Origin of the sequence: Mycobacterium persicum, assembly GCF_002086675.1 — a bacterium.
In the GTDB taxonomy this organism is placed as follows: domain Bacteria; phylum Actinomycetota; class Actinomycetes; order Mycobacteriales; family Mycobacteriaceae; genus Mycobacterium; species Mycobacterium persicum.
On record NZ_MVIF01000050.1, the window covers coordinates 1 to 23,599 of the forward strand.

Here is a 23,599-nt window from a genome sequence, read left to right on the forward strand (position 1 = left end):
ACATCCCGCCGGCCCCGCCGGCGCCGCCGGAGCCGAACAACCCGCCGGCCCCGCCCGCGCCGCCAGCGCCGGCGGTGCCGTTCACGGCGTTTCCACCGGCTGCGCCGGCGCCACCGGAGCCGAATATCCCGCCGTCGCCACCGTTGCCGCCGGCGTGGCCGGGCGCACCTGATCCGCCGTTACCCCCGTTTCCCCAGAGAATGCCGCCGTCCCCGCCGTTTTGTCCCGTCCCGGGAGCCCCGTTGGCGCCGTTGCCAATCAGCGGGCGCCCGAACAAATACTCGGTCGGTTCGTTGATGACCTGCAGGACATTCCGCTCGGCGTTCTCCAGCTCGGTGGTCGCATACTTGACGGCGCTACCGTTGAGGACATCCACAAACTGCTGATGAAGCCACGCAGCGTCCTGACTGAACGTTCGCCAGACTTGTGACTGCGCGGAAAACAGCGCTGCGATCGCTGCCGACACCTCGTCGGCGCCTGCGGGGAGTATTTCCGTCGTAGCTGTGGCCGCAGTGGCATTGGCCTCGCCGAGCCAGGATCTGATAGTCGCCAAGTCGGTTGCGGCGGTCTGCAATGCCTCGGGCACCGTGGACACAAATGACATGGAGATCTCCTAATCGCACTGAGCGCTTGTCGGGTAACCACTTGCTCCCGGACTGCACGCACCCATTCCCCTCCGTGCAATTGGGTCTCTGCAGACTAGCACCGCAGCCGCTCGGTTGCAGCATGTTTCTCGACGGTCGTCAATCAGAGTCCCTGACGTACGCTACATTTCGGCCAGGAGCTGGTCTTGAAGGACCGATGTGCTCGTCGAGACGACGTCCCACCAAGGCATTTCAGGTGATTGCACAATTTTACACCGGCAGTGGCGGCGTTCTGCGGCGCGATTCAGTAGACAGCCAGGCGGCGCGCGGGATAGCTCGGACGCTCGAAATAGTGTTAATAGACTACGAATTCGTAACTTCCGGCTACGTAAGCGTAGCCAAAGGCAACTGTTGACAAGGCGTATGGTTTGTGGGAGTTTTTGTCCGGCTGAAGATCCCGGTTCGGCTGCGGTTCCCGACAACCGCGATGTGACAGCGGGTAACCATCCGCATTGAAAAGGCTGGATTCACTGGATGACTCAGATACTTGTTCACGAATTCTCATTGCTTGGTGGTACGCGAACTAGCGCGGCGTCCGGTCTGGCTTGGAATATCGTTCTATATCAGCGTGATTCGGATATCGCCTGAGTCGACCGTGTGGTAGCGCTTTCGGGTGCTCGTCATCACCAATGAGTTCGAATTGTTTTGGAGTGCAATGTATATCAGTGCTGCCGCATTTCGGCTGACGACGGCGGAAGGGTTTAGGTTGAGATGATTTTGGACTTCGCTTGGCTGCCGCCGGAAGTCAATTCGGCGCGAATCTTTGGCGGTTGCGGGTCGGGCCCGCTGTGGAGAGCGGCGTCGGCCTGGCTGAGCCTGGCAGCGGATTTGCGGGCATCGGCAGCGTCGTTTGATTCGGTGGTAACCCGATTGGCGACCGGGCAGTGGTCAGGTCCGGCATCGATGTCGATGGCGGCTGCGGCGGCACCATTTGTGGGCTGGCTGAGCGGGGCGGCCGGGGAGGCGGAGGTGACCGCTGTTCAGGCTCGGGTTGCGGCGACAGCGTTCGAGGCGGCTCTGTCGACGACGGTGCATCCCGGGGCGGTGACCGCCAATCGGATGTCGCTGCTGTCGTTGGTGGCAACGAATTTCTTGGCTCAGAACACCCCGGCGATCGCAGCTACGGAGTTCGACTACCAGGAGATGTGGGCGCAGGATGTAGCCGCGATGGCGGGGTATCACGCCGGCGCGGCATCGGTGGCGTCGACAATGACGCCGTTTAGTCCGCCGCCGTCCAATCCCGGCTTGGCCGGGTGGGCCGGGTTGGCCGGGTCGGCGTCGCAAGCTGCCTCGGGTGCGCCGGCGGTGGTTTCGTCCGCGGCGGCGCCGGCTCAGGATCTCGTGGCGATCGGTTCAAACGCCGGCTCGGGGCTGGGTTCATTGCTCTTGTCGGGTGTGCCGGTGTTGATGTATCCGCTGAGCATGGCGATGTCGCCGCTCATGAGTTTGATGAGCAATGCAGCGCGCACACCAGTCGGCGGAGTGGCCGGTGTGGTTGCCAGTGGGTTGCCGGCGGACGTGCCGAAGTTGGTGACGCCTCCTCATGCTGAAATTACGTCATTGGGCGGCGGAGGGCTGGGTTCGCCGATGGCGGCGGACTTGGGTAACGCCCGGATGGTCGGGGGCCTGTCGGTTCCGCCGACTTGGCAGGGGTCTGTGCCGGCGCCGATGGCGAGTTCGGCGATGTCGGGTTTGGGTGCGGCCGGTATCCCAGCCCCGGCGGCGCTGACAGGAGAGCCGAGTTCGCCCGGTATGCCGATGATGCCGATGCCGAGCGGTACCGGTGCTTCCGGGATGCCCGGTGAGACGATAGGCCGCGGCGGGGCCGGCCCTCAGGCACCGCAGTCCCGATCCGGCGTGATACCAGTTACCGGGATCGGATAGCGACTGGGCCGCCCCAGTGCCAACTGCGACCGGCATCTGGCGCACCAGTCGCTACCGGTCTGGCGTGCGTCGGTCGACGCTGGCGTCGGAGCCGTCGCCGTGCATGGTCGCACCGACATCGTTGACCACCACCGCGGCACCGCGGCGGGCCAACTCGAGTGCGTACAACCGGCCGAGCCCCCGGCCGGCGCCCGTGACGATCGCGACCTGGTCGGTGAAATCGATCATCGGTAGCCTTCTGTTGTTGGGTGCGCAAGGCGCGCACCGAGTTCGGTGAGATAGCGGTCGGGTCCACCCAGAAATGCGCTCCAGCTCAGCAGGCGTTTGAGATAGAGGTGAGCGTCGTGCTCCCAGGTGTAGCCGATGCCGCCGAAAATCTGGATCGCCGTGTCGGCGACGGTGGCCAGCCGCCCGGCGAAACCCTTGGCCCGCAGTGCGCACAAGTGTCGCTCGTCGGCGGCGTCTTCGGGCAAGGCATCCGAGGCCCACAACGCGTGGATCACCCCGCTGCGGGCCAGCTCGACCGTCTCGTACATGCCGACGCACAGCTGCTGGATCGCCTGGAACGAGCCGATGGCCTGGCCGAATTGCTTTCGCACCTTTGCGTATTCGACGGCCGAGTCCATGACGGCGCGGGCCGCGCCGAGCGCATCGGCGGCCATGGCGATCAGCACGTCGTCGACGACGGCCGCAACGGCGGCCGGCGACGGGGTGGCCACCCGGTTTGCCGGCACACCGTCGAGCTCGACCCGAAACGTCTTGCGGGTCTGGTCGATACCGCGCTTGGGCATCACCGAAACGCCGGGGGAAGCGGTGTCGACCGCGAAAAGCTCGGTGTCGTGCCCGTTTTGAGCGAGAACCAACAGCACGTGGGCGGCTGCGGCGTCGGGAACCGAGGCGAGCTCGCCGTCGAGGGTCGTGCCGTCGGCTGTCGGCAGGGTCTTGATGTCCAATGGGCCCACGGTGGCGATCGTGGTGCCCTCGGCTATCCCGGTGAAGATCTGGGCCGCGGCGGGGCCGGCGTCGCACCGGCGCAGCGCCCGCGTCGCCGCGACCGCTGTGGACAACCAGGGCCCCGGGTGCAAGGCGGCGCCGAGCTCCTCGGCGACCACGCCGGCCTCGACCATCGTCATGCCGGCGCCGCCGTATTCGGGTGGCACCAACAGCCCGGTTGTCCCCAGCTCGGCCAGGCCGCGCCACACCGCCTCGGTGGTGCCGGTGGGATCGTCGAGCAGCGCGCGCACGTGTCCCGAAATCGGCGCCTTCTCGGCGAGAAAGCGCCGCACCGTGTCGCGCAGCGCCAGCTGCTCCTCGGACAGTTCCAGGTTCATCGGCGCGGCAACCCCAGCACGCGGTGCGCGGTGATGTTCGTGTTGATCTGCGTGGTGCCGCCGGCGATGGTCAGCGACCGCGACGTCAGCCGGTAGTCGGCCCACCGGTGAGCCTGCGGACCCAGCACATCGAAAGCCAGCGCGGCCAGATCTTGGCCGATCTCACCCCACACCGTCTTGGCCAGGCTGGCCGACCCCAAAGCGGTGATTTCCGAGCCGCCGTGCAGGGTCGCCGAAATCGAGCGCAGACACAGCACTTCGAGATACTTCACGCGCACCGCGATCTCACCGAGGCGCCGCAACGTCACCGGGTCTTCGCCGACCCCGACTGCGGCGAAGTCCGCCGCCAGCTCCTCGAGCCGCACCTGCAATTCGGTGTAAAGTCGCGCCGCCCCGGCCCGCTCGTGGCTCAGCGTGGTGGTGGCGACCTGCCAGCCCGCGTTGAGCGGACCCAGCAGCGCGCCGGCCGGCACCACCACATCGTGGAAGAACACCTCGGCGAAGTCGGTGTCGCCGTTGAGCGTGACCAGCGGCCGAGCCTCGATACCGGGCAGCCTCATATCGACGATCAGGCAGGAGATGCCCCGGTGTTTGGGCGCCTCGGGATCGGTGCGGACGTACAGCTGGCACCAGTCGGCGCGGTGCCCGAGCGAGGTCCAGATCTTCTGTCCGTTGACCACGAAGGTGTCGCCGTCGCGCACCGCGCGGGTTCGCAGCGCGGCGAGGTCGGATCCGGCGTCGGGCTCCGACATGCCCTGGCACCAGATATCGTCGGCGCGCAACATCCGCGGCAGCAGTGTCGTCTTCTGCGTTTCGGTGCCGTATTGCATGATCGCCGGAGCGATGTTGTTCATGCCGATGACGTTGAGCGGCAAGGGGGCTCGGGCGCGGGTGGTTTCCTCGGTGTAGACCAGCTGCTCGAGCACGGTGGCGCCGCGGCCACCGTACGCAGGGGGCCAGGAAACGGCCGCCCAGCCGGCGTCGGCCAGGGTCGCGTTCCAGGCACGCAACATGTCGAATACCGCGTCGCTGCGGCCGGGGGATCGGCGGGCGGTGATCAATTCGTCGGTCAGATTCGCCGAGAGCCAGCTGCGTAGCTCGTCGCGGAACTGTTCCACCTCCGCCGGGTATGAGAAGTCCACGTGCGTGTGTCGACCTTGCGCGATTGACTGCCTGTCAAGCCGGACTCTACGTTGGAACAGATATTTGGTCAACACGATCAACCAGGACGAACCGCGTGACTGGCGACCAGCACCACACCGATCGGCTGCCGCGACTGGGCATCGTGGCCTCCGCTATCGCGGGCCGTACGGTACGGGTCGCCCCGGCCGGCGCCGGTGAGCCGGCGTGGACCGATGGCCGCACCATCTTTGTCGACGCCGCCCTGCCGGGGCGCGATCAGCTCGCCTCGCTGGCCGTGCAGGCGTCGCTGCTGGCGGCGGGAAGTCTCGATCCGGATCTGGTCCGCGCGCTCAACCGGCGCCCGGCGGTTGCCAGGCGATATCTCGCGGTGGAGGGGCACCGGGCGCTGGCGGCCAACGAATACTGGTTACCGGAGCCAACGCGGGGGTTGATCGACCGCGACATCGCCGCTCGCACCCATTCGCCGGCCGCCTCGTTGGCTGTCGCGCGGAGCCCGCACCCCGTCGCCGGCGCGCCGGCGAGCTTCGGCGCCATCCACGCCCGGAAGCTGCTGGCCCAGTTGGCAACGCACCGAGATGCGCCGGCGGGCGGTGAGCATGGTCGTCAGGCCGGGCCGGCACCGGCCGACCTCGACGACGATCCCGCAGACCCACAGGAGACCGTCTTCCCCAGCCCGATCGGCGGTTCCGGAGCCCTCGGCCGGTTGCTGCGCCCCATGCTGCGCCCGGTGCGCCGGCTCGGAGACAGCGGTCAGCCGGGGGCCGACGCCCCCGCCCACCGCACCCGCTCAGGGATCGGGTCCGCGCAAGGGGTGTTGTCGACGGCACCGGCCGGATTGTTCGACGAACGCGCCGGCGGACCACGCGGGAAAGCGGAGTCGGTCAGCTATCCCGAGTGGGATGTCCACCGTCGCTGCTATCGGCCGAACTGGTGCACGGTACGCGAAATGCCGGCGGTTGTCGGCGACGCATCGTTTCCGGATTGCCTGGACCGCTATGCATTACGGCGCTCCCTGGCCCGCCTCGGTCTGGGGCCGGACTGGTTTCGCCGGCAGCTGCACGGCGAGGACATCGATATCGATGCGGCGGTCGAGGCCCGCCTCGACGCGGCGGCCGGCTCGCTGCCCACTGACGCGATCTACCTCGATCGGCTGCGCCGCCGACGTGATCTTGCGGTGCTGTTGTTGCTGGACATCTCCGGCTCGGTCGCCGAGCCGGCTGCGACCGGAAAGACGGTGCACGAACAGCAACGGGCCGTCGCCGCGGCACTCGCTATTGCCTTTGATGATCTCGGAGATCGGTTGGCGCTCTATGCATTCCACTCGCAGGGGCGGGCGGCCGTGCAACTGGTGCCGGTCAAGCGTTTCGACGATCCGCTGGATGCTCCTGCGCTGCGGCGGCTCGGCGGCCTGGTGCCCGACGGGTATTCGAGGCTCGGTGCCGCGATCCGCCACGGTGCGGCCGTGCTGGAATCCGGTGGCGGTACGACGCGGCGGCTATTGGTCGTGGTGTCCGACGGGTTGGCCTACGACCACGGCTACGAACGCGCCTACGGGGCGGCGGACTCCCGTCGTGCGCTGGCCGAAGCCCGCGGCCGTGGCACCGGCTGTGTGTGCCTGGCCGTCGGGGCGAGCACCGATCCCGAGGAACTGCAGCGGGTCTTCGGCAGCGCGGCGCTGGCCGCCATCGCCGAGCCGGAACAACTTCGGCGGGTGGCCGGGCCGCTGTTTCGCGCGGCCCTGCGCTCGGCCGAAGTTCGCAGGCCCGCCGAGAGTTGAGCCAAATATCTGTTCCGCGTTACGCTGCGGCCATGCCAGGCACAGGCAATGCGGGCGCAGGCAACGACGGGGCGACACCCGCGGCGTCCCGTCCCTTCTACGTGTCGGTGGGCAATGAGGAACACGTCTTCAAGGCCGCTTTCCGTCAAGGCCTCTCAGTGCTACTCAAGGGGCCCACCGGCTGCGGCAAGACGCGGTTCCTGGAAGCCATGGCCCATGATCTGCAGCGGCCGCTTGTGACGGTGGCCTGCCACGACGACCTCACGACCGCGGATCTGGTCGGGCGGTTCCTGCTGCGCGGTGGGGAAACGGAGTGGGTCGACGGCCCGCTCACCCGCGCCGTTCGCGAGGGCGCGATCTGCTACCTGGATGAAGTCGTCGAGGCGCGCCAGGACACCACCGTCGTGTTGCACCCCCTGGCCGATCACCGTCGCCAGCTTCCGCTCGAACGCCTGGGCGTGACACTGGATGCCGCACCTGGCTTTTGCCTGGTGGTGTCCTACAACCCCGGGTACCAAAGCGTCCTCAAGGATCTCAAGGACTCCACCCGGCAGCGCCTGGTGGCAATCGAATTCTGTTTTCCCCCAGCCGATGTCGAGGAAAAGATCGTTGCTCACGAGGCCGGCGTCGGCTCCGAGGCGGCCGCCGAGTTGGTGCGGCTTGCCCAAGCGATCCGGCGGCTGGAAAACCGCGGATTGCGTGAGGTGGCGTCGACCAGGGTGCTCATCGCCGCGGGCCGGCTGATCGCCGAGGGGCTCGGCACCCGGGAGGCGGCCCGCGCCGCCGTCGCCGGCCCGTTGACCGACGACATTCACGCCGGTAATGGCCTGTCGGAGTTGATCGATGTCTACCTGTCCGACACCTAGCCGATGGCGATTGATGCTGCGCCGCCCACCGCGCTATTGTCAGAACAAATGTTAGGTTTATCGGGAGCCGCTGACGGAGACGGAGACTTGTCCTACGAGAGCACCGCGCAACCGATCAAGATCGGCTACCTCTTCGACCTCCTGCTGCCGGAGTTCTATCCGCAGGAGATGCGCGACGACCTGACCCAGCCGTTCGAATTGGTATTCGCCGACGGGCTGCGGCAACGGGTCATCGACCGTCCGGTGGAGATCGTGTACCGGGAAGTGGAGGGGCTGCCCAAAGGCGCGGTCAAGGCCGTCATCGACGCCTACGGCGAACTGGTCGACGAGGGCTGTCTGGCGGTGTTCGGGCCGCACATCAGCGAGAACGCGGTGCCCACCAAAGAGGCGATCGAAGAACGGTTCCGGGTTCCGGCCATCAACGTCTGCGGCAGCGACGACTGGTTGGGGGAGTGGACGTTCGCGTTCCCGCAAGGGTCGATGACCGACGAGCCGATCTTCTGGGCGGACTTGCTCGCCAAAGACGGCCACACCGAGGTGGCCGTCCTGGTCGAGCAATCGCTGGTCGGTCAGAGCTATCTCACCAACTTCCGAGATACGGCCCGGCGCAAAGGCATTCGTATTGTGGCCGAAGTGCAGATCGCCCAAACCGCACAGGACGTCACCCAGGCGATGCGCACCGTGCACGAGGCTAAGCCGTCCGCGTTGGTGCACTGCGGGTTCGGCTTCGGCATCGTGTTCATCAACCCGGCCCTGGCCGAACTCGACTGGGATCCGCCCCGGTTCACCAGCACCGCGTTTCAGAACGCCTGGATCAATCCGATTATGTGGCAGGCCTTGATGGGTTGGACCGGGATCGACCAGTACGACGAGGACAACCGCGTGGGCCAGGCGTTCCTGGACCGCTACGAGTCGGAATACGGCCGTCGGCCCCAGTATTGCGTGCCCGTGGTGAACCACGACGTCGCCAATACGCTGCTACACGCCTTTGCCGACGCCCACCCGCTGAGCCCCCGCGGCGTCAAGGAGGCGCTGGAGCGGGTGAAGATGCTGCCCGCCGCCGCCGGTGCCCCGGGGACCCGGGTCTCGCTGGGGAAGTGGACCCGGCGGGGCTGGATGGGTGCGGGCTACCTGGTGGCGCGGAGGCTGGACCCCGACGGCGTGAACTCCCATCTCGTCGATCGCTTCGGCGCCGGTTGAGCGATGACCACCGAGCAGGCAGCGCCGTCGGTCACGGCCACGCGCCAGAGGGGCTCGGGGTGGGCTGTCGGGTGGATATTCATAGCCGTCGCCGTGCTCGCCGTCGTCGCCCACTACGCGCGAAAGGGCGCCGTCTCGCCGCGAATCCGCAATCCGGAGGTCACCGGCGCGCCCCGCCCGGTCGAGCCGCTGTTCGGTTACCAGCATTGGCTGGGGCTGTTCCAGATCTTCACGATCATCGCGATGTCGGTGATCATCGCGGTCTACGTGGTGGCCTGGCGCCGCTACCCGGCCCACCCGGTCCTGCTCATGGGCATCGTCACCACGCTGATCGTCTGGCAGGACCCGATCATGAACTGGGCGCCCTACGCCGTCTACAACCCGCAACTGTGGCACTGGCCGGAGGACTGGCCGCTGGTGTCACTGTCGCCGACGGTGGAACCGTTCCTGGTGATCGGCTACATCATGTTCTATCTGGGCCCCTACTTCCCGGCGATCTGGATCCTGCGCAAGATCCAGGCCCGGCGCCCGCTCGGCTCGTTCGTCTGGCGCCATCCGCTGATCACGCTGGCGGTGATCATCCTGCCGGTGGGCATGGTCATCGACGCGATGCTCGAGATGACGCTGGTACGCACCGGCTTTTATATCTATTCCCAGGTCATTCCGTTCGGGTCGGCCTTCGCCGGCCAGACCTACCAGTTCCCGTTCATCTGGGAAACCGTGATGGTCACTTTCGTGATGATCCCCGCGGGTGTGTTGCTCTATCGGGACGACACCGGCCGCACCGTCGCCGAAAAGCTCGCCCAGCGGGCACGGATCCTTCCCGGGCGGCCCAAGCTCGCGATGTTCGCGGTGATGTTCGTGCTGATCAACCTCGCCTACTTCGCGTACGGCACCGGCTTCGCCGTCATCAAATGGACTCGAACCGCCACCTCCGTCGCCTGCCCATGGCCCTATCCGGAGGCCAAAGTCTATGACCCGCAAGGCTTTTACGAACGCAACGGCCAGCCGGGCCCGTATTCGGTGGGCATCTGGTCGACTTGGATGAGCGCACAGCCGCACGGCCGCCCGGACGTGACGCCGCCCGCCGACGGCGGCCGCTGTGGGGCGGCGCATGGGTGAGCCACCTGCCGTCGTCATCACCGGCGCGTCTCGCGGGCTGGGCCTCGCGTCGGCCGCGCACCTGTACCGGCAGGGGTGGCGGGTGGTGGCCGCGATCCGCTCACCGGAGTCCGGGCTGGCGGCATTGCGGTCGACGGCCGGTGCCGCAGAAGAGGATTCGCGGCTGATAGCGGTCCAGTTGGATCTGACCGACCCTGCGTCCGTCACTGCCGCGGCCAAGGCGATCGAGGAGGCCGTCGGCGCTCCGCGGGTGCTGGTGCACAATGCGGGCATCTCCGCGGCCGGGACCGTCGAGGAGACGCCGATTGACCTGTGGGAGCGGATGTTCGCCACCCACGTGCTCGGGCCGGTGCTGCTGACCAAGGCGCTGTTGCCGTCGATGCGCGCCGCGGGCCAAGGACGCATCGTCATGATCTCCAGCCAGGGCGGCGTGCGCGGCATGCCGGAGATCGCGGCGTACTCCGCGGCCAAGGGCGCACTCGAACGGTGGGCCGAATCGTTGGCCGCCGAGGTGGCGCCGTTCGGACTCGGCGTCACCGTCCTGGTGGCCGGAACCTTCGACACCGACATCATCACCGACGCCGGGACATCGGATCACCGCAACCTCACCGGGCCCTACGCCGCGCTGCACAGCAAAATCGACCGGCGCGGCCGGGCCGCGATGCGATTGGCGCGCCCACCCGAGCAGTTTGCCCGCGTGCTGGCCGGGGCCGTCGAGGACCGCTCGCCCTTTGCCCGGCGCGCCGTGGGACTCGACGCCCGGTTGCTGATGGTTGCCAACCGGCTGCTTTCCAGTAAGGCTCTCCATAGGGTGACCCGGCTGGCGCTGGGTCTCCCGCGCTCTAGGGCACTACGAGCGCCGGAATAGTGAGCCTCGTCTGAAGAGAGCTGAACAAACATGGCTGACACTGTAAAGGTCCGGTTCGAATCCAGGATGATGATCGACGGCAAGCTCGTCGACGGACAGGCCGGCACCTTCACCAACATCAACCCGGCCACCGAGGAGCCGATCGGGGAGGTCGCCGACGCGTCGAAGGCGGATATGCACCGGGCCATCGACGCGGCCCGGCGGGCCTTCGACGAGACCGACTGGTCGACCAATCCCGAATTGCGTAAGCGCTGCCTACTGCAGCTTCAAGAGGCCATCGAGGCCGAACGGGAGGAGCTGCGCGAGGAGCTCATCGCTGAAGCCGGCGCGCCCCGGGCGATCACCTACGGGCCGCAACTGGATGCGCCGCTGGCCGACGCGCTGCGCTATCCCGCCAAGCTGATCGACGAATACCCCTGGGAAACCGACCTGGGCGACGCGCTGGTCAGCATCACCGGGCAGCTGACCAGCCGCAAGGTCTGGCGGGAACCGGTCGGGGTGGTCGGCGCGATCGTGCCGTGGAACTTCCCGTTCGAGGTCACCATCAACAAGCTCGGCCAGGCGCTGGGCACCGGCAACACCGTGGTGCTCAAACCGGCGCCGGACACCCCGTTCAACGCCACCCGCCTGGGCCGGCTGATCGCCGAAAAAACCGACATCCCACCGGGAGTCGTCAACGTCGTCACCGCGTCGGATCATCTGGTCGGCGAAGAGCTCACGCTCTCGCCCAAGGTCGACCTGATCTCGTTCACCGGTTCGACCGTCGTCGGGAAGCGGATCATGGAAAAGGGTGCGGCGACGCTCAAGCGGCTGTTTCTGGAACTCGGCGGTAAGTCGGCCACCATCGTGCTCGAGGACGCCGAGTTCGGGTTGGCGTGTGCGATCGGCATCGCACCGTGCATGCATGCCGGGCAGGGCTGCGCCAACCCGACCCGGATGCTGCTGCCGCGGTCCCGCTACGACGAGGGAGTGGCGATCCTGAAGAGCATCTACGACAACGTCATGCCGGGCGACCCCCAGGATCCGGCCACCCTGTGCGGACCGGTGATTTCCGACAAGCAACGCAAGCGCGTACTGGGCTACATCAGCAAGGGAGTCGAGGAGGGTGCCACCTGCCTGGTCGGCGGTCCCGACGCGGCCACCGGTTTCGACAAGGGATTCTATGTCCGGCCAACGCTTTTCGTCGACGTCGACAACTCCATGACGATTGCCCAGGAGGAGATCTTCGGCCCGGTGCTGTCGGTCATCGGATTCGACGACGAGGAAGACGCGATCCGGATCGCCAACGACAGCGTGTACGGGTTGGCCGGCAACGTGATGTCAGGTTCGCTGGAGCACTCGCTGGCGGTGGCCCGGCGGCTGCGGGCCGGCTTCATCGGTGTGCAGGGCGCCGCGCCGTACGGCGCCGACACCCCGTTCGGCGGTTACAAGGACAGCGGGGTAGGCCGGCAGAACGGGATCGCCGGGTTCGACCAGTACACCCAGATCAAGTCGGTGGGCTATCCGGCTACCTGAAGGGGGCGCGCATGCAGCTGTTCGACGATCTCGAGGATTTCGGGGCCTTCGACGACGTGGTATCCGGCGACGTCCGGGATCCCTACACCGAGTTGGCCCGGCTGCGGCGCGAGCAACCGGTGCAGCGCATCGACTTCTCGGCCATGCCGCACGAGGAATCCAAGCCCGTCTTCATCGTCTACCGCCATGAAGACGTCGCGCAGCTGCTGCGGGACAACGAGACGTTCTCGTCGGCGATCATCATCGATGCCTTCGGTGACGTGCTGGGCCGCCACGTCATGCTCGGCATGGACGAACCCGAACATGGCCGCCATCGCGCTCTGGTGGCAAAAGCCTTCTCGCAGAAGGCATTGGCTCGCTGGGAGGACGAACTGATCGGCAATGTCGGCAATGAGCTGATCGACCGGTTCGCCGGTCGCGGACACGCCGATCTGGTCAAGGAGTTCACCTTTCCCTATCCGACGCAGATCATCGCCGGTCTGCTGGGTCTGCCACGCGAGGACTATCCGCAGTTTCAGCGCTGGTCGATCTCATTGCTCAGTTTCACCGTCAACCCGGAGCGGGGCCGGGCCGCCTCGCAGGCCCTGCAGGAGTACTTCGCGCCCATCCTCGCCGCGCGGCGGCGCGAACCCCGCGACGATCTGATCAGCGGCCTGGCCCGGGCCGAGATCGACGGGGAGAAGCTCTCCGACGAGGAGATCTTCTCCTTCCTGCGGCTGCTGCTCCCCGCCGGCGTCGAGACCACCTACCGGTCGCTGGGCAACATGCTGTACGGATTGCTGTGCAACCCAGACCAACTCGATGCGGTGCGGGCCGAGCGCGCACTGCTGCCGCAGGCGATCGAGGAGGCGGTGCGCTGGGAACCGCCGCTGCTGACCATCACTCGCATCGCCACCCGTGACACCGAGCTGGGCGCGGTGCCGATTCCGGCCGGCTCCTCGGTGATGCCGATGCTGGGTGCGGCAAACCGGCAGGAGGACCGCTACCCCGATCCGGATCGGTTCGACATCTTCCGCGCGGCCAGGGCGCACATCGGCTTCGGCCACGGCGTGCACGTCTGCCTGGGTATGCATCTGGCCCGGCTGGAGATGCGGGTGGCGCTCAACCTGCTGTTTGACCGGCTGCCGAACCTGCGTCTGGATCCCGCAGGTGACGACCCGCATATCCGCGGCCAGGTTTTCCGGTCGCCCACGTCGCTTCCGGTGCTGTTCGGTCCGACTTTCGCCCGGGTGTCCTGATCGGGCCGATCCCGATCGTCCTCTTGATGACATCCGCGAATTGCCCGGATGATCATCGAGACAAGGAGGACACCATGCCGCAATACGCCGCGCTCACCTACACCAGGGACGTCGACTGGTCAGCCCCCGAGCAGGCCGCCGATATGGCCGACTACATGAAGTTCGGCCAGGACCACGCCGCAGCGATCCGCGGTGGCGCAGCGCTGTATCCGACCGCGACCGCGACGACGGTGCGGGTCACCGGCGCCCGCGGCGGTGACGTCGTCACCAGCGACGGTCCGTACGCCGAAACGAAAGAGGCCCTGACCGGCTTCTATCTCATCGAGGCGGCCGACCTGGACGAGGCGCTGCGGATCGCCGCCGAGATCCCGGCGGCCTGGGACGGCGCCGTCGAGGTGCGTCCCATCATCGATTTCGCTTGACCGCGGAATCGGCGCTCGCCGAGACCGTCCGGATGGAGGGCACCCGCATCCTGGCAACCCTCGTCCGGACGGTCGGCTCGCTGCAGGTCGCCGAGGACGCGGTTCAGGAAGCGGCATTACGCGCGCTGCGGGACTGGCCGCGCAACGGTGTGCCCGACGAACCGCGGGCCTGGCTGACGGTGACCGCGCGCCGGGTGGCGATCGACCTGCTGCGCCGCGAGGGCGCTCGAGCGCAGAAGGAGCGTGCCAGCATGGAGCTCGCGGTCCCCGACCTGCCGCCCGACAGCATGGTGGCCGACGACCGGCTGCGGCTGATCTTCACCTGCTGCCACCCGGCGCTGGGGCTGGAGGCCCAGGTGACCCTGGCGCTGCGCACCTTGTGCGGCCTGTCGCCGGCGCAGATCGCGGCGGTGTTGCTGACCAGCGAGGCGGCCGTCGCCAAGCGCCTGACCCGCACACGCGCCAAGATCGCCCGGGCCGGCATCCCCTATCGGGTGCCGGCCGACGAAGAGCTGCCGGGCCGGGTGGCGGCGGTGTGCGCGGTGCTGCACACGTCCTACACGATTGCCCACACCGCGGCCGGCGGCGACCGGTTGACCGACGTCGACGGCACTCGCGAGGCACTGCGCCTGGCGCGGCTGGTGCACCAGCTGATGCCGGACGAACCGGCGCCGATGGCGGTGCTGGCGCTGCTGCTGCTGACCGAATCCCGGCGTGCCGCACGGCTCGACGACGCCGGCGATCCAGTGCCGCTGTCCGAGCAGGACCGCTCGGCGTGGGACATCGGCATGATCACCGAGGCACTTCGGCTGCTCGACGAATCGCTGCGCCGCACGGGCGCGGTCGCCGATCCCTACCAGCTGCAGGCTGCGATCGCGGCCGAGCATGCTCGGGCCGCGTCGTACCAGACCACCGACTGGGCCGAGATCGTCCGGCTCTACGACCTGCTGCTGTCGGTGTGGCCGAGCGCCCCTGCCGGGCTGGCCCGGGCGGTCGCCGTCGCCGAATCCGACGGGCCCGCAGCGGGTTTAGCGGAGCTGGCGGAACTCGAGCCGGATCAGCGCTGGCATGCCGTCCGCGGTGAACTGCTGGCCCGTCAAGGTAAGTTCGCCGAGGCGGTCGCGGCGACACGGCTTTCGCTGACCGATGCGATCACCAAGCCGGAACGCCGATACCGCCAGCGGCGCATCGCCGAATGGTCTGCGGGACGAGAAGTGACATGAAAGTCGATGTGACAAGCGAGATACTGATCGCCCGGCCGCGCGCCGAAGTCTTTGGCTATGCCTGTGATCCGGACAACGCTAAGGCGTGGTACGCCAATATCACAGCAGCGCAATGGAAATCACCGAAGCCGCTAGCCGTCGGCTCGCAGTTTGCTTTTACCGCAAGGTTTCTCGGTCGGACGCTGAGTTACACCTATGAGGTGGTGGACCTGCGGCCGGGCACCAGGTTCGTGATGCGCACCGCGGAAGGACCGTTTCCGATGGAGACGACCTACGTGTGGGAAGACGGCCCGAACGGTACGACCAAGATGACCCTGCGCAATCGCGGTGAGCCGTCAGGGTTTTCCGGGCTTGCGGCACCTGTTTTGGCGAAGGCGATCAAGCGGGCCAACGGCAAGGACCTCGCCCGGCTGAAGGAAGTGCTGGAATCGGCGACCTAACCGTCGGGTAGCTGCAGGTTGTCGTGGCGCGCCCAGATATCGGCTCGTTCGCAGCTGCGAGCCGCAAACCCGCCCTGAGGCGCGCTCGAGACCCCAGGATCATCTCGACGACCTGATGCGATGAGTCCTTACTCCGCATCGGCAACGGGTCAGGAGGCGCATAGGATTTGGAACAGGCCCCACACTGAAGGTCCGTCGGTGGACTGGCCCGCGATTGACAGAACTGCGCGGCCACATTTTCCTTATGCCGCACAGCAGTCCGGTCAGTGGTGGGTGCTGCGACTTAACCACGGATTTCCGGTGCACGACCTGTACACCTTGTTCGTCGACGGCAGGCCCGTTGCCGACATCACGGCCAAACTCGATGACCGATCCCCATTGGTCGTCAGCGTGGCTGCCCTTAAGCCGTTCGATCAGGCGGCCGAGGAGCCGGTTCTTGATGTCGGTGCGGCCGCGGCGGTGGTCAGGACCGTCTCGCGCTACGCCAACTACGGCAGCGAATACGACGAACCCTGTGGCTGCTGCTCCGACAACTACGACGGCATGGCCCGCATCTAGTCGGGTTGCGCCAGAATGAGATTCACGCGCCGGATATCGCCCGAATCTTCTGAGAAAGATCTGATCACTCCCGAATCTGTCGAAATTGGCCTGCTTGGTTGGCTACGCGTCAAGTTGTGTGCGGCCGGAGTCTGCGGTCTGAGTACGGCCGGGCGCGGTGGCGTTCGAACTGTGATCACTTACGCATTGGCCATCACCGGGCCGCCCTGATACCAAATGATCGGGGTCTGCCCCAGCGCTTGCGCCCTCAATCGACCACGGAGTGCGTTATCTGGTCGTTAGCAACCTCTAGCGTCCTGCAGCCCACACTCTCGAAGGGCCTGGCGTCCAGCGCACCGTTCTTCGCAATTTTTTGCGGTCTCAAAAAGCTAGGAGATCAGCAGCCTTTCGGTGGGTGACTGTGCTCAATCGAGACGAGAACCAAGACGCACCACGGGGTGTCGGCGCTGACGACGATCGAAGCAATCCGCAATGTACGGTGCAACTAGTTCGCTGCTGATTGGCTATTTCGGAGGAGAGCCCGGGACTTCGCCCACGCCAATACGCAATGCACCATCGTGGGGTCAGCTTCGGGAGTCCCGGGCTTTCTTGCCGACGAACACTGACAACCCGCCAATCATCGCTGCTGTGACCAAATAGGTGATGTCAGAGCCGGTAGGCCGGTGCAAACACCAGTCGATGACGGTCATGGCACCCAAAGCGGTCAGCAGTAATGTCAACGTGATCCAGGCTCGCCGTGATCGTGCCGGGGCGGCGATGATCAAACCGACCCCGGCTGCCGCGATAATCAGCGGTAGGTAGCGCATTTGCACTGTTGTGGAAGCGGGTGCGCTTTTCGGGTACCCCTAGCTGACCAAAAGACCTGCAATTCATCCGATCCCACGCGGGCGAGTCTAAATCGAGGCCACCCGGAGGGCTACTCAGACCGCTTCAAGACCGACGAAGGTTAGGACACCACCTCTTGGGGCCAGAGGCAGGGCCCGACCATTCCGAACCGCCAGATCTGAGACGTGCACGGTCAGAACGCCTGATGCCCGGGCGGGGTGGCGTCTTCATCGATACGTACTCGCCGTGTCCGGCCTCTCAGCTTCGAGTCGTTCAGGAAACTGTCGATGAGCCGAACCGGTCCACCGATGCAGGTCCAATCGTCGTCCCAGAGGGTGGATATCAGCCAGGATCGATCCGCCGGGAAGATCAGGTCCGGTAGGCGGGTAGACCGTGGTGACCATGAGTCGGCGCCGCGCCAGCTGGCGGCCTGCTCCGGTCCGGCCTTCAGAAGCACATACGGCCAATCTGCATACATGCGCACCCTCGGAGCGTCGGGAAAGACGACGTCGGAGCAGCCGGTATCGAGGTACCCAAGCCACCACGGCTGGGCGGACGACTGCCTGCTGAGCAACGCGACCACGGCCCGCTCGTGCGCGAATTGCTCTTCCGGGGTTTCTGCCAGTACCACGGTGGCGTAGTCGTCGAACACCGGCGGGATCGCCGAGGTGATGCTGAGGCCGATGGACGTGGCTGCGTCAATCCACGCGACGTCCGCAGGCGTGCCGAGCAGCCAGCTCCGGTCGTCTCGGATGACGCGACTCACCGCACTGACCAACACCGATAACGCGCTCGCACCACATCATCATCGCCTCATCGTGGGGGATTTCGCCGGCCACAACGCGGCGACACAAAGACCGATCGCCCCCGGCGTCAAGGCGGCAACCTAGCCTGGAGTCCGACCCCCGCCCCCGCCCGCTGATTACATTGGTTAACAATGTACTCAATATCACGCTGTCAAAGGAGACATAGTCATGGCTGAAGCCGTCATCGTCGAGGCGCTACGTTCACCGATCGGCAAGCGCAACGGCGGGCTGTCCGGGGTGCACCCGGCCGAGCTGTCCGCGCAGGTCCTCAACGGTCTGGTGCACAAGGCCGGCATCGACCCCGAGCTCGTCGACGACGTCATCTGGGGCTGCGTCATGCAGGCCGGCGAGCAGGCCCTCGACATCGCCCGCACCTCGCTGCTGGCCGCCGGCTGGCCCGAGACGGTCCCCGGGGTGACCGTGGATCGCCAGTGCGGGTCAAGCCAGCAGTCGGTGCACTTCGCGGCAGCCGGGGTCGCGGCCGGCCACTACGACGTCGTCGTCGCCGGCGGGGTGGAGTCGATGTCACGCACCCCGATGGGGTCGTCGCTGGCCAACGGCGGGCGGCCCTATCCCAAGTCCTTTCTGGACCGCTACGAAGGCAAGATCCCCAACCAGGGCATTGGTGCGGAGATGATCGCCGAGCGGTGGGGCCTCGACCGCCTCGCGCTCGACGAATTCTCCCTCGGATCGCACGAAAAGGCCGCAGCCGCACAGGATTCCGGTGCCTTCGATGACCAGATCGTCGGCATCAAGGACCAGGACGGCAATACCGTGCTCAAAGACGAAGGCATCCGCCGCGGCACTCCGATGGAGAAGATGGCGTCGCTGAAGCCGGCGTTCAAGGAAGACGGCGTGATCCATGCCGGCAACTCCTCGCAGATCTCCGACGGCTCGGCCGCGCTGCTGTTCATGTCCGCGGAGAAGGCGAAGTCGTTGGGGCGCAAGCCGATCGCCAAGGTGCACACCGTGGCGCTAGCTGGGGCCGACCCGGTGATCATGCTGACCGCGCCCATCCCGGCCACCCAGAAGGTGCTCAAGCGCTCCGGTCTGTCCATCGGCGACATCGGCGCATACGAGGTCAACGAGGCGTTCGCCCCCGTGCCGCTGGCCTGGCTGCGCGACATCGGCGCCGACGAGAAGAAGCTCAACCCCAACGGCGGCGCCATCGCACTCGGCCACCCGCTCGGCGGGTCGGGCGCGCGTCTGATGACCACCCTGCTTTACCACATGCGCGACAAGGGAATTCGTTACGGCCTGCAGACGATGTGCGAGGGCGGCGGTCAGGCCAACGCCACCATCCTGGAGCTGCTGTGACCCAAGCCGATGGCCAGCCGGGGGCGCTGGTCGAGCGCCGCCGCAATGTCATGGTCATCACGATCAACCGGCCCGAGGCCCGCAACGCGGTCAACGGCGCTGTCAGCGGCGCCGTCGGGGATGCCCTGGACGAAGCCCAGCGCGACCCCGACGTGCGGGCGGTGGTGATCACCGGCGCCGGCGACACGTCGTTCTGCGCCGGCGCTGACCTCAAGGCGATCGCCCGCCGGGAGAACATCTACCACCCCGACCACGCGGATTGGGGCTTCGCCGGTTACGTGCACCATTTCATCGACAAGCCCACCATCGCCGCGGTCAACGGCACCGCCCTGGGCGGCGGCACCGAACTGGCGCTGGCCAGCGACCTGGTGGTGGCTCACGAACGGGCCAAGTTCGGGTTGCCGGAGGTCAAGCGCGGGCTGATCGCCGCTGCCGGTGGCGTCTTCCGGATCGTGAACCAGCTGCCCCGCAAATTGGCGATGGAACTGCTGTTGACCGGCGAGCCGATCACCGCGGCCGACGCCTACGACTGGGGCCTGATCAACCAGGTGGTCAGGGAGGGTTCGGTGTTGGACGCCGCGTTGACCCTGGCCGCTCGGGTCACCGTCAACGCGCCGCTGTCGGTGCAGGCCAGCAAGCGCATCGCCTACGGGGTCGACGACGGCGTCATCACCGACGAAGAAGCGGGCTGGCAACGCACCATGCGTGAGATGAGTTCGCTGATCCGATCCGAGGATGCCAAGGAAGGGCCGTTGGCGTTCGCCGAGAAGCGGGAGCCGATCTGGAAGGCGCGTTAGCGCGCCAGGGTGTTAACCGCCCACCGGAAAACCGAGGGCAGCACCGCACCCGCCGGCACGATGGCCCGTCGCACCGGGTAAGACGTACTGGCCAGCACCAAACCCCGGGTGAGCCACCGGTAGTTGCGGGTAACCCGGTGCCAGGCAGCCTCATACGAGGCGGGTGCGTCGTCGACGATGGCCTGCACGGCCGCGGCCGCCTGCTTGACGGCAAGGCTGATGCCCTCACCGGTCAGGGCGTCTTCGTAGCCGGCCGCGTCGCCCACCAACAGCACCCGCCCGGCGACGCGGCGGGACACCACCTGCCGCAGCGGGCCGGAGCCGCGCGCTCGCCCGGGTTCGGCGTCGCGCAAATGCTGGGAAAGCCAGGGAAACCACGAAAGTTCGGGACGTCGACGGGACAGGATCGCCACGCCCACCAGGTCCGGTTCCACCGGCGTCACGTACGCCTCACCCCAGCGCGACCAGTGCACTTCGACGAACTCCGACCACGCCGGCACCCGGTAATGCCGGCGCACCCCGTAGCGCCGTGGGTTACCCGCCGTCGCGGTGATTCCCACCGCCCGCCGCACTCCCGAATGCAATCCATCGGCCGCCACCAGCCACCGCGCGCGCACACCGCCGGCCGTCACACCGTGGGCGTCCTGCGACACACCGGTCACTCGGGTCCGAATCCATTCGGTGTCTTGTTCTTTGGCCCGCGCCGCCAACGCCGCGTGCAACGTGGTGCGCCGCACGCCGCGGCCCGGACCGCTGCGAAACCGCGCCTCGGCGCGGCGATTTTCGCTGACGTAGGCGATGCCGTGAAACGGCATGCCGGCCGGGTCGACGTCGAGCGCGATGAGTTCGGCCAGACCGCCGGGCATCAGCCCCTCGCCGCAGGCCTTGTCGATCGGGCTCTCCCGCGGATCAGCGACGATGACCGAAAGTCCGTGCCTGCGTGCGTGTAACGCCGTGGCCAGACCTCCCGGTCCGCCGCCGACGATCAGCAGGTCGGTGTCGTAGGTCATGAATAGCCCAAAACGGAGTTCTCCACCCGCAGGCGCACCGTCAACAACATGGCGTTGGCCACGGTGAAACTCAGCGCGGTCAGCCATGCGGTGTGCACCATCGGCAGCGCGAACCCTTCGGCCACCACTGCAACATAGTTTGGGTGGTGCATCAGCCGGTAGGGGCCCCGCCGCACCAACGGCTCGTGCGGCAACACGATGACCCTGGTGTTCCAGCGTCGTCCCAGCGACCTGACGCACCACCAGCGCAGGCCCTGACTCAACACCAGCACAGCGACCATCGGCCACCCCAGCCACGGGATGAACGGCCGGTGCAAAGCCCAGGGTTCGACGAGGCAGCCGAGCAGCAGCGCGGTGTGCAGAATGACCATCACCACGTAGTGGGGACGACCAAACTCCTTGCCGCCCTGGGCAAAAGACCAGCGCGCGTTGCGCCGGGCCACGATCAGCTCGGCCAGTCGTTCCACGCCGACGGCCAGGATCAGCAGGTAATACATCGCCTACCAGCCGAGCAGTACGAATTCGGAAGAAAAACCCGGGCCCATGGCGATCATGATCCCAAACGATCCCGGTGGCGGCGGATCGGCCATGGTGGCCCGAAGCACGTCCAGCACCGACACCGACGAGAGGTTGCCATTGTCGCGCAATGAGTCTCGGGTGCGATCCAGGGCGTGAACGGGTAGCTCGAGCGCATTCTCGACGGCGTCGATGACCTTGGGCCCGGCCGCGTGCAGCACCCATGTCGACACGTCGGCGGTGGTCAGCCCATGGTCGCCCAGGAAATTGCGGATATCGTCGGCCACGTATTTCTCTACGACGGTCGCCACCTCGACCGACAACACGATCCGGAACCCGTCACTACCGATCTCCCAGCCCAGTACGTCCTCGGTGTCGGGATAGGTGCGGCTGCGGCTGGCCAGTAGCCTGGGCCCGGCCCGCAATCCGGTAGCCAGCTCGGCCCCGGTCGCGATAACCGCGGCGGCGCCGTCACCGAACAGGCTGGACGCGACGAGGTTGGCCACCGAGTGGTCGTCACGCTGAACGGTCAGCGAGCACAGTTCCACCGCCAGCAGCGCTGCGACCTGGTTGGGGAAGCCCCGCAGATAGTCATGCACGCGCGCCACCCCGGCGGCGCCGGCCACGCAGCCCAGTCCGAATAGCGGAATGCGTTTGACGTCCTGGCGCAGCCCCACGCGGGTGGCCAGGCGCGCTTCCAGGGTCGGCACGGCCAGCCCGGTTACCGTGGTCGAAAAGATGACATCGACATCCGCGGGCTTGACCCTGGCGTCATCGAGCGCCGCCAGCAGGGCCTGCTCACCCAGGTCGAGGGCGACGCCTACCCAGGCGTCGTTTGCTTCGGTGAAGCCGCTCAGATGGCCGTAGCGAGACAACGGCAGCGCGGTATGGCGTGTGGTGACCCCGCTGCTGCTGGCGAACCGGCGAAACTCGGGGCCGGCAAAGGTCGTCAGCGCACCGATGGTTTCGTCCTGGCTGTACCGGTGCTGTGGGAATGTCACCGCCACTCCGGCTACCGAAGGACTCGTTGTCGTCGATGTCCGATCGGCCGCCGGTGGCTGCGTACCGAGGCACGCCGGCCTACCCCCTATGAATGTATTCATGTGGGGAGTCACGTCGTCGCCACCGGATCGGTTCAGAGTTCGCGAAATAACCCTGACGCTACGATCCCCGGATGGCCGACCACGAGCCGGGTGACGGGTACCAATCGGGTGAGATCGACGACATGCCCGACGCAGGGGAGCAGGAATCGACCCCGGTGCGGCGGGTTGCCGGTTGGCAACGGGCGTTGCGATGGGCGGCCTGGCTAACCTTGCTGGGCCTGGCGATCGCCAACTCCGACCGCGAATCCTTCGGTCCGCTGGAGTTGTTAGCGCTAGCTGCGGCGATCGGCATCAGCGTCTGGTGCCTGGCCAAGCCGCTGGGAGGGCCACTGGTGGCGATGGACGAAGCGGCCGACGTGCACGGGACTTTTGTTTCCCGGACGAACTGGGGGTTGCTGTTGATCGGTGTGGCCCTCACGCTTGGTGGCATCGGCGCCACCGGCGCCATCGTCTACGACCTGTCCGCAGGTCGCGCGACCGTCCATGACGTGCTGGCCGACATGGGGACCTTTGTTGTGGGCTGGACGTCCGAGGCGCTCAGCGGCTGGTCCTATGACGCCCACCTGGAACGTACCCATGCCTACGCCCTGTTCGTCCTGGTCGTGCCGGGTCTCCTGCTCCTGCGGTGGAATCTCGTTCCGCTCGTCAAACGGGGACACGAGTTCCGGGTGGAACCCGATGCTGTGATTTGGGTCCGCGGCCCGCGCGGGTGGGGCCAGCTGCTCGAATATAACTATGCGTCCGTCACCGCCGATGGAACGACGATCCGGTTCACCCCTTCCGGTGACGCGACACCGGCCGTCATCCTTCCGCAGGCCCGCGTGTCCTGCCGCGAGACCGGTACAAGGTTGCGTAGTCAGGTGAGCGCAGAGCTGTTCCAGCAACGGCTGGCCCGCCACGGCTTCACCATCGAAGTGATCGACGCGAAACGCGGCAGCTTCCGCGGCCGTCGCGGTTTAGGCGCTTGACGACCGTTCCGGTGCCGACGCCGTTG

Annotated in this window: 23 protein-coding genes and 1 pseudogene; 15 read left to right on the forward strand and 9 right to left on the reverse strand. The window is 66.9% G+C overall.

Features of this window, described 5'->3' with window-relative positions; genetic code table 11:
- The coding region (locus BST40_RS15930; RefSeq protein WP_142276743.1) for a PE family protein at positions 1-604 on the reverse strand (604 nt) is incomplete at its 3' end.
- Between the two features lie 751 nt (positions 605-1,355).
- On the opposite strand from BST40_RS15930, the gene BST40_RS15935 reads away from it, so the two are divergent.
- Entirely contained in the window at positions 1,356-2,528 is a 1,173-nt protein-coding gene (locus BST40_RS15935; protein WP_083154733.1) for a PPE family protein, read from the forward strand.
- Between the two features lie 75 nt (positions 2,529-2,603).
- Here the strand turns inward: BST40_RS15935 and BST40_RS29485 are convergent.
- The 3 genes and pseudogenes from BST40_RS29485 to BST40_RS15945 all read right to left on the reverse strand — a co-directional run.
- Positions 2,604-2,756, reverse strand: a pseudogene (locus tag BST40_RS29485) (SDR family NAD(P)-dependent oxidoreductase); the annotation flags it as partial.
- The gene (locus tag BST40_RS15940; protein ID WP_075547357.1) at positions 2,753-3,859 is read right to left on the reverse strand and encodes an acyl-CoA dehydrogenase family protein; all 1,107 of its coding nucleotides are present in this window, start codon (positions 3,857-3,859) and stop codon (positions 2,753-2,755) included. The pseudogene BST40_RS29485 and the gene BST40_RS15940, both read right to left, overlap by 4 nt.
- Positions 3,856-5,001 carry an acyl-CoA dehydrogenase family protein gene (locus tag BST40_RS15945; protein WP_075547358.1) on the reverse strand — a complete coding sequence of 382 codons (1,146 nt, stop codon included), beginning with the start codon at positions 4,999-5,001 and terminating at the stop codon, positions 3,856-3,858. The genes BST40_RS15940 and BST40_RS15945 overlap by 4 nt, the downstream gene beginning before the upstream one ends.
- Positions 5,002-5,096: 95 nt before the next feature.
- Between BST40_RS15945 and BST40_RS15950 the strand changes: the two genes are divergently transcribed.
- From BST40_RS15950 to BST40_RS16000, 11 genes are all read left to right on the forward strand, one after another.
- The gene (locus BST40_RS15950; RefSeq protein ID WP_244174395.1) at positions 5,097-6,779 is read left to right on the forward strand and encodes a nitric oxide reductase activation protein NorD; all 1,683 of its coding nucleotides are present in this window, start codon (positions 5,097-5,099) and stop codon (positions 6,777-6,779) included.
- A 32-nt stretch (positions 6,780-6,811) separates the two neighbouring features.
- Positions 6,812-7,645, forward strand: coding sequence for a CbbQ/NirQ/NorQ/GpvN family protein (locus BST40_RS15955; protein WP_075547360.1), 834 nt, complete (start codon positions 6,812-6,814; stop codon positions 7,643-7,645).
- 87 nt (positions 7,646-7,732) lie between these two features.
- A complete protein-coding gene (locus BST40_RS15960) occupies positions 7,733-8,845 on the forward strand; it encodes an ABC transporter substrate-binding protein (protein WP_083154767.1) in 1,113 nt (370 codons plus the stop codon).
- A 3-nt stretch (positions 8,846-8,848) separates the two neighbouring features.
- Complete coding sequence (locus tag BST40_RS15965) at positions 8,849-9,967, forward strand: spirocyclase AveC family protein (protein ID WP_083154736.1); 1,119 nt, start codon at positions 8,849-8,851, stop codon at positions 9,965-9,967.
- Positions 9,960-10,835: an SDR family oxidoreductase gene (locus tag BST40_RS15970; protein ID WP_083154738.1), complete on the forward strand. Its 876-nt coding sequence runs from the start codon at positions 9,960-9,962 to the stop codon at positions 10,833-10,835. Before BST40_RS15965 ends, BST40_RS15970 begins: the two co-directional genes overlap by 8 nt.
- 30 nt (positions 10,836-10,865) lie before the next feature.
- Entirely contained in the window at positions 10,866-12,350 is a 1,485-nt protein-coding gene (locus tag BST40_RS15975) for an aldehyde dehydrogenase family protein (protein WP_075547363.1), read from the forward strand.
- A gap of 11 nt (positions 12,351-12,361) precedes the next feature.
- Positions 12,362-13,588: a cytochrome P450 gene (locus BST40_RS15980; protein ID WP_083154739.1), complete on the forward strand. Its 1,227-nt coding sequence runs from the start codon at positions 12,362-12,364 to the stop codon at positions 13,586-13,588.
- A 143-nt stretch (positions 13,589-13,731) separates the two neighbouring features.
- Complete coding sequence (locus BST40_RS15985; protein WP_240316683.1) at positions 13,732-14,010, forward strand: YciI family protein; 279 nt, start codon at positions 13,732-13,734, stop codon at positions 14,008-14,010.
- Positions 14,007-15,233, forward strand: a complete 1,227-nt coding sequence (locus BST40_RS15990; RefSeq protein ID WP_208618909.1) for an RNA polymerase sigma factor — start codon at positions 14,007-14,009, stop codon at positions 15,231-15,233. Before BST40_RS15985 ends, BST40_RS15990 begins: the two co-directional genes overlap by 4 nt.
- On the forward strand, positions 15,230-15,673 hold the full coding sequence (locus BST40_RS15995; protein WP_083154741.1) for an SRPBCC family protein: 444 nt from the start codon (positions 15,230-15,232) through the stop codon (positions 15,671-15,673). Before BST40_RS15990 ends, BST40_RS15995 begins: the two co-directional genes overlap by 4 nt.
- A gap of 198 nt (positions 15,674-15,871) precedes the next feature.
- Positions 15,872-16,231 (forward strand): hypothetical protein, encoded by a 360-nt coding sequence (locus BST40_RS16000; RefSeq protein ID WP_083154743.1) that lies wholly within the window; start codon positions 15,872-15,874, stop codon positions 16,229-16,231.
- Positions 16,232-16,794: 563 nt separating this feature from the next.
- Here BST40_RS16000 and BST40_RS16005 read toward each other — a convergent pair.
- A complete protein-coding gene (locus BST40_RS16005; protein WP_083154745.1) occupies positions 16,795-17,037 on the reverse strand; it encodes a hypothetical protein in 243 nt (80 codons plus the stop codon).
- Positions 17,038-17,249: 212 nt separating this feature from the next.
- Positions 17,250-17,822, reverse strand: a complete 573-nt coding sequence (locus tag BST40_RS31150) for a hypothetical protein (protein WP_183155319.1) — start codon at positions 17,820-17,822, stop codon at positions 17,250-17,252.
- A gap of 208 nt (positions 17,823-18,030) precedes the next feature.
- Here BST40_RS31150 and BST40_RS16015 point away from each other — a divergent pair, with 208 nt between their 5' ends.
- Both BST40_RS16015 and BST40_RS16020 read left to right on the forward strand, forming a co-directional pair.
- Complete coding sequence (locus BST40_RS16015; RefSeq protein WP_083154747.1) at positions 18,031-19,179, forward strand: thiolase family protein; 1,149 nt, start codon at positions 18,031-18,033, stop codon at positions 19,177-19,179.
- A complete protein-coding gene (locus BST40_RS16020) occupies positions 19,176-19,976 on the forward strand; it encodes a crotonase/enoyl-CoA hydratase family protein (protein WP_075547369.1) in 801 nt (266 codons plus the stop codon). Before BST40_RS16015 ends, BST40_RS16020 begins: the two co-directional genes overlap by 4 nt.
- Here BST40_RS16020 and BST40_RS16025 read toward each other — a convergent pair.
- Genes BST40_RS16025 through BST40_RS16035 form a run of 3 tightly spaced genes read right to left on the reverse strand, consistent with a single transcriptional unit; the run spans position 19,973 to position 22,641 of the window.
- On the reverse strand, positions 19,973-20,986 hold the full coding sequence (locus BST40_RS16025) for an NAD(P)/FAD-dependent oxidoreductase (protein ID WP_083154750.1): 1,014 nt from the start codon (positions 20,984-20,986) through the stop codon (positions 19,973-19,975). The two genes, BST40_RS16020 and BST40_RS16025, sit on opposite strands and share 4 nt — an antisense overlap.
- Entirely contained in the window at positions 20,983-21,483 is a 501-nt protein-coding gene (locus tag BST40_RS16030) for an isoprenylcysteine carboxyl methyltransferase family protein (RefSeq protein ID WP_075547371.1), read from the reverse strand. Before BST40_RS16030 ends, BST40_RS16025 begins: the two co-directional genes overlap by 4 nt.
- Before the next feature lie 3 nt (positions 21,484-21,486).
- Positions 21,487-22,641, reverse strand: coding sequence for a type III polyketide synthase (locus tag BST40_RS16035; protein ID WP_425270699.1), 1,155 nt, complete (start codon positions 22,639-22,641; stop codon positions 21,487-21,489).
- A 35-nt stretch (positions 22,642-22,676) separates the two neighbouring features.
- On the opposite strand from BST40_RS16035, the gene BST40_RS16040 reads away from it, so the two are divergent.
- Positions 22,677-23,573 carry a hypothetical protein gene (locus BST40_RS16040; RefSeq protein WP_083154756.1) on the forward strand — a complete coding sequence of 299 codons (897 nt, stop codon included), beginning with the start codon at positions 22,677-22,679 and terminating at the stop codon, positions 23,571-23,573.
- The last annotated feature ends 26 nt before the right edge of the window (positions 23,574-23,599 follow it).

Bases quoted from the DNA above. Each gene is read 5' to 3' on its own strand.
- BST40_RS16040 (WP_083154756.1), top strand. From the start codon at position 22,677: ATGGCCGACCACGAGCCGGGTGACGGGTACCAATCGGGTGAGATCGAC.
- BST40_RS16005 (WP_083154745.1), bottom strand. From the start codon at position 17,037: ATGCGCTACCTACCGCTGATTATCGCGGCAGCCGGGGTCGGTTTGATC.
- BST40_RS15980 (WP_083154739.1), top strand. From the start codon at position 12,362: ATGCAGCTGTTCGACGATCTCGAGGATTTCGGGGCCTTCGACGACGTG.
- BST40_RS15970 (WP_083154738.1), top strand. From the start codon at position 9,960: ATGGGTGAGCCACCTGCCGTCGTCATCACCGGCGCGTCTCGCGGGCTG.
- BST40_RS15940 (WP_075547357.1), bottom strand. From the start codon at position 3,859: ATGAACCTGGAACTGTCCGAGGAGCAGCTGGCGCTGCGCGACACGGTG.
- BST40_RS15965 (WP_083154736.1), top strand. From the start codon at position 8,849: ATGACCACCGAGCAGGCAGCGCCGTCGGTCACGGCCACGCGCCAGAGG.
- BST40_RS15955 (WP_075547360.1), top strand. From the start codon at position 6,812: ATGCCAGGCACAGGCAATGCGGGCGCAGGCAACGACGGGGCGACACCC.
- BST40_RS16025 (WP_083154750.1), bottom strand. From the start codon at position 20,986: ATGACCTACGACACCGACCTGCTGATCGTCGGCGGCGGACCGGGAGGT.
- BST40_RS16030 (WP_075547371.1), bottom strand. From the start codon at position 21,483: ATGTATTACCTGCTGATCCTGGCCGTCGGCGTGGAACGACTGGCCGAG.
- BST40_RS15985 (WP_240316683.1), top strand. From the start codon at position 13,732: ATGGCCGACTACATGAAGTTCGGCCAGGACCACGCCGCAGCGATCCGC.
- BST40_RS16015 (WP_083154747.1), top strand. From the start codon at position 18,031: ATGGCTGAAGCCGTCATCGTCGAGGCGCTACGTTCACCGATCGGCAAG.
- BST40_RS15995 (WP_083154741.1), top strand. From the start codon at position 15,230: ATGAAAGTCGATGTGACAAGCGAGATACTGATCGCCCGGCCGCGCGCC.
- BST40_RS15975 (WP_075547363.1), top strand. From the start codon at position 10,866: ATGGCTGACACTGTAAAGGTCCGGTTCGAATCCAGGATGATGATCGAC.
- BST40_RS15935 (WP_083154733.1), top strand. From the start codon at position 1,356: ATGATTTTGGACTTCGCTTGGCTGCCGCCGGAAGTCAATTCGGCGCGA.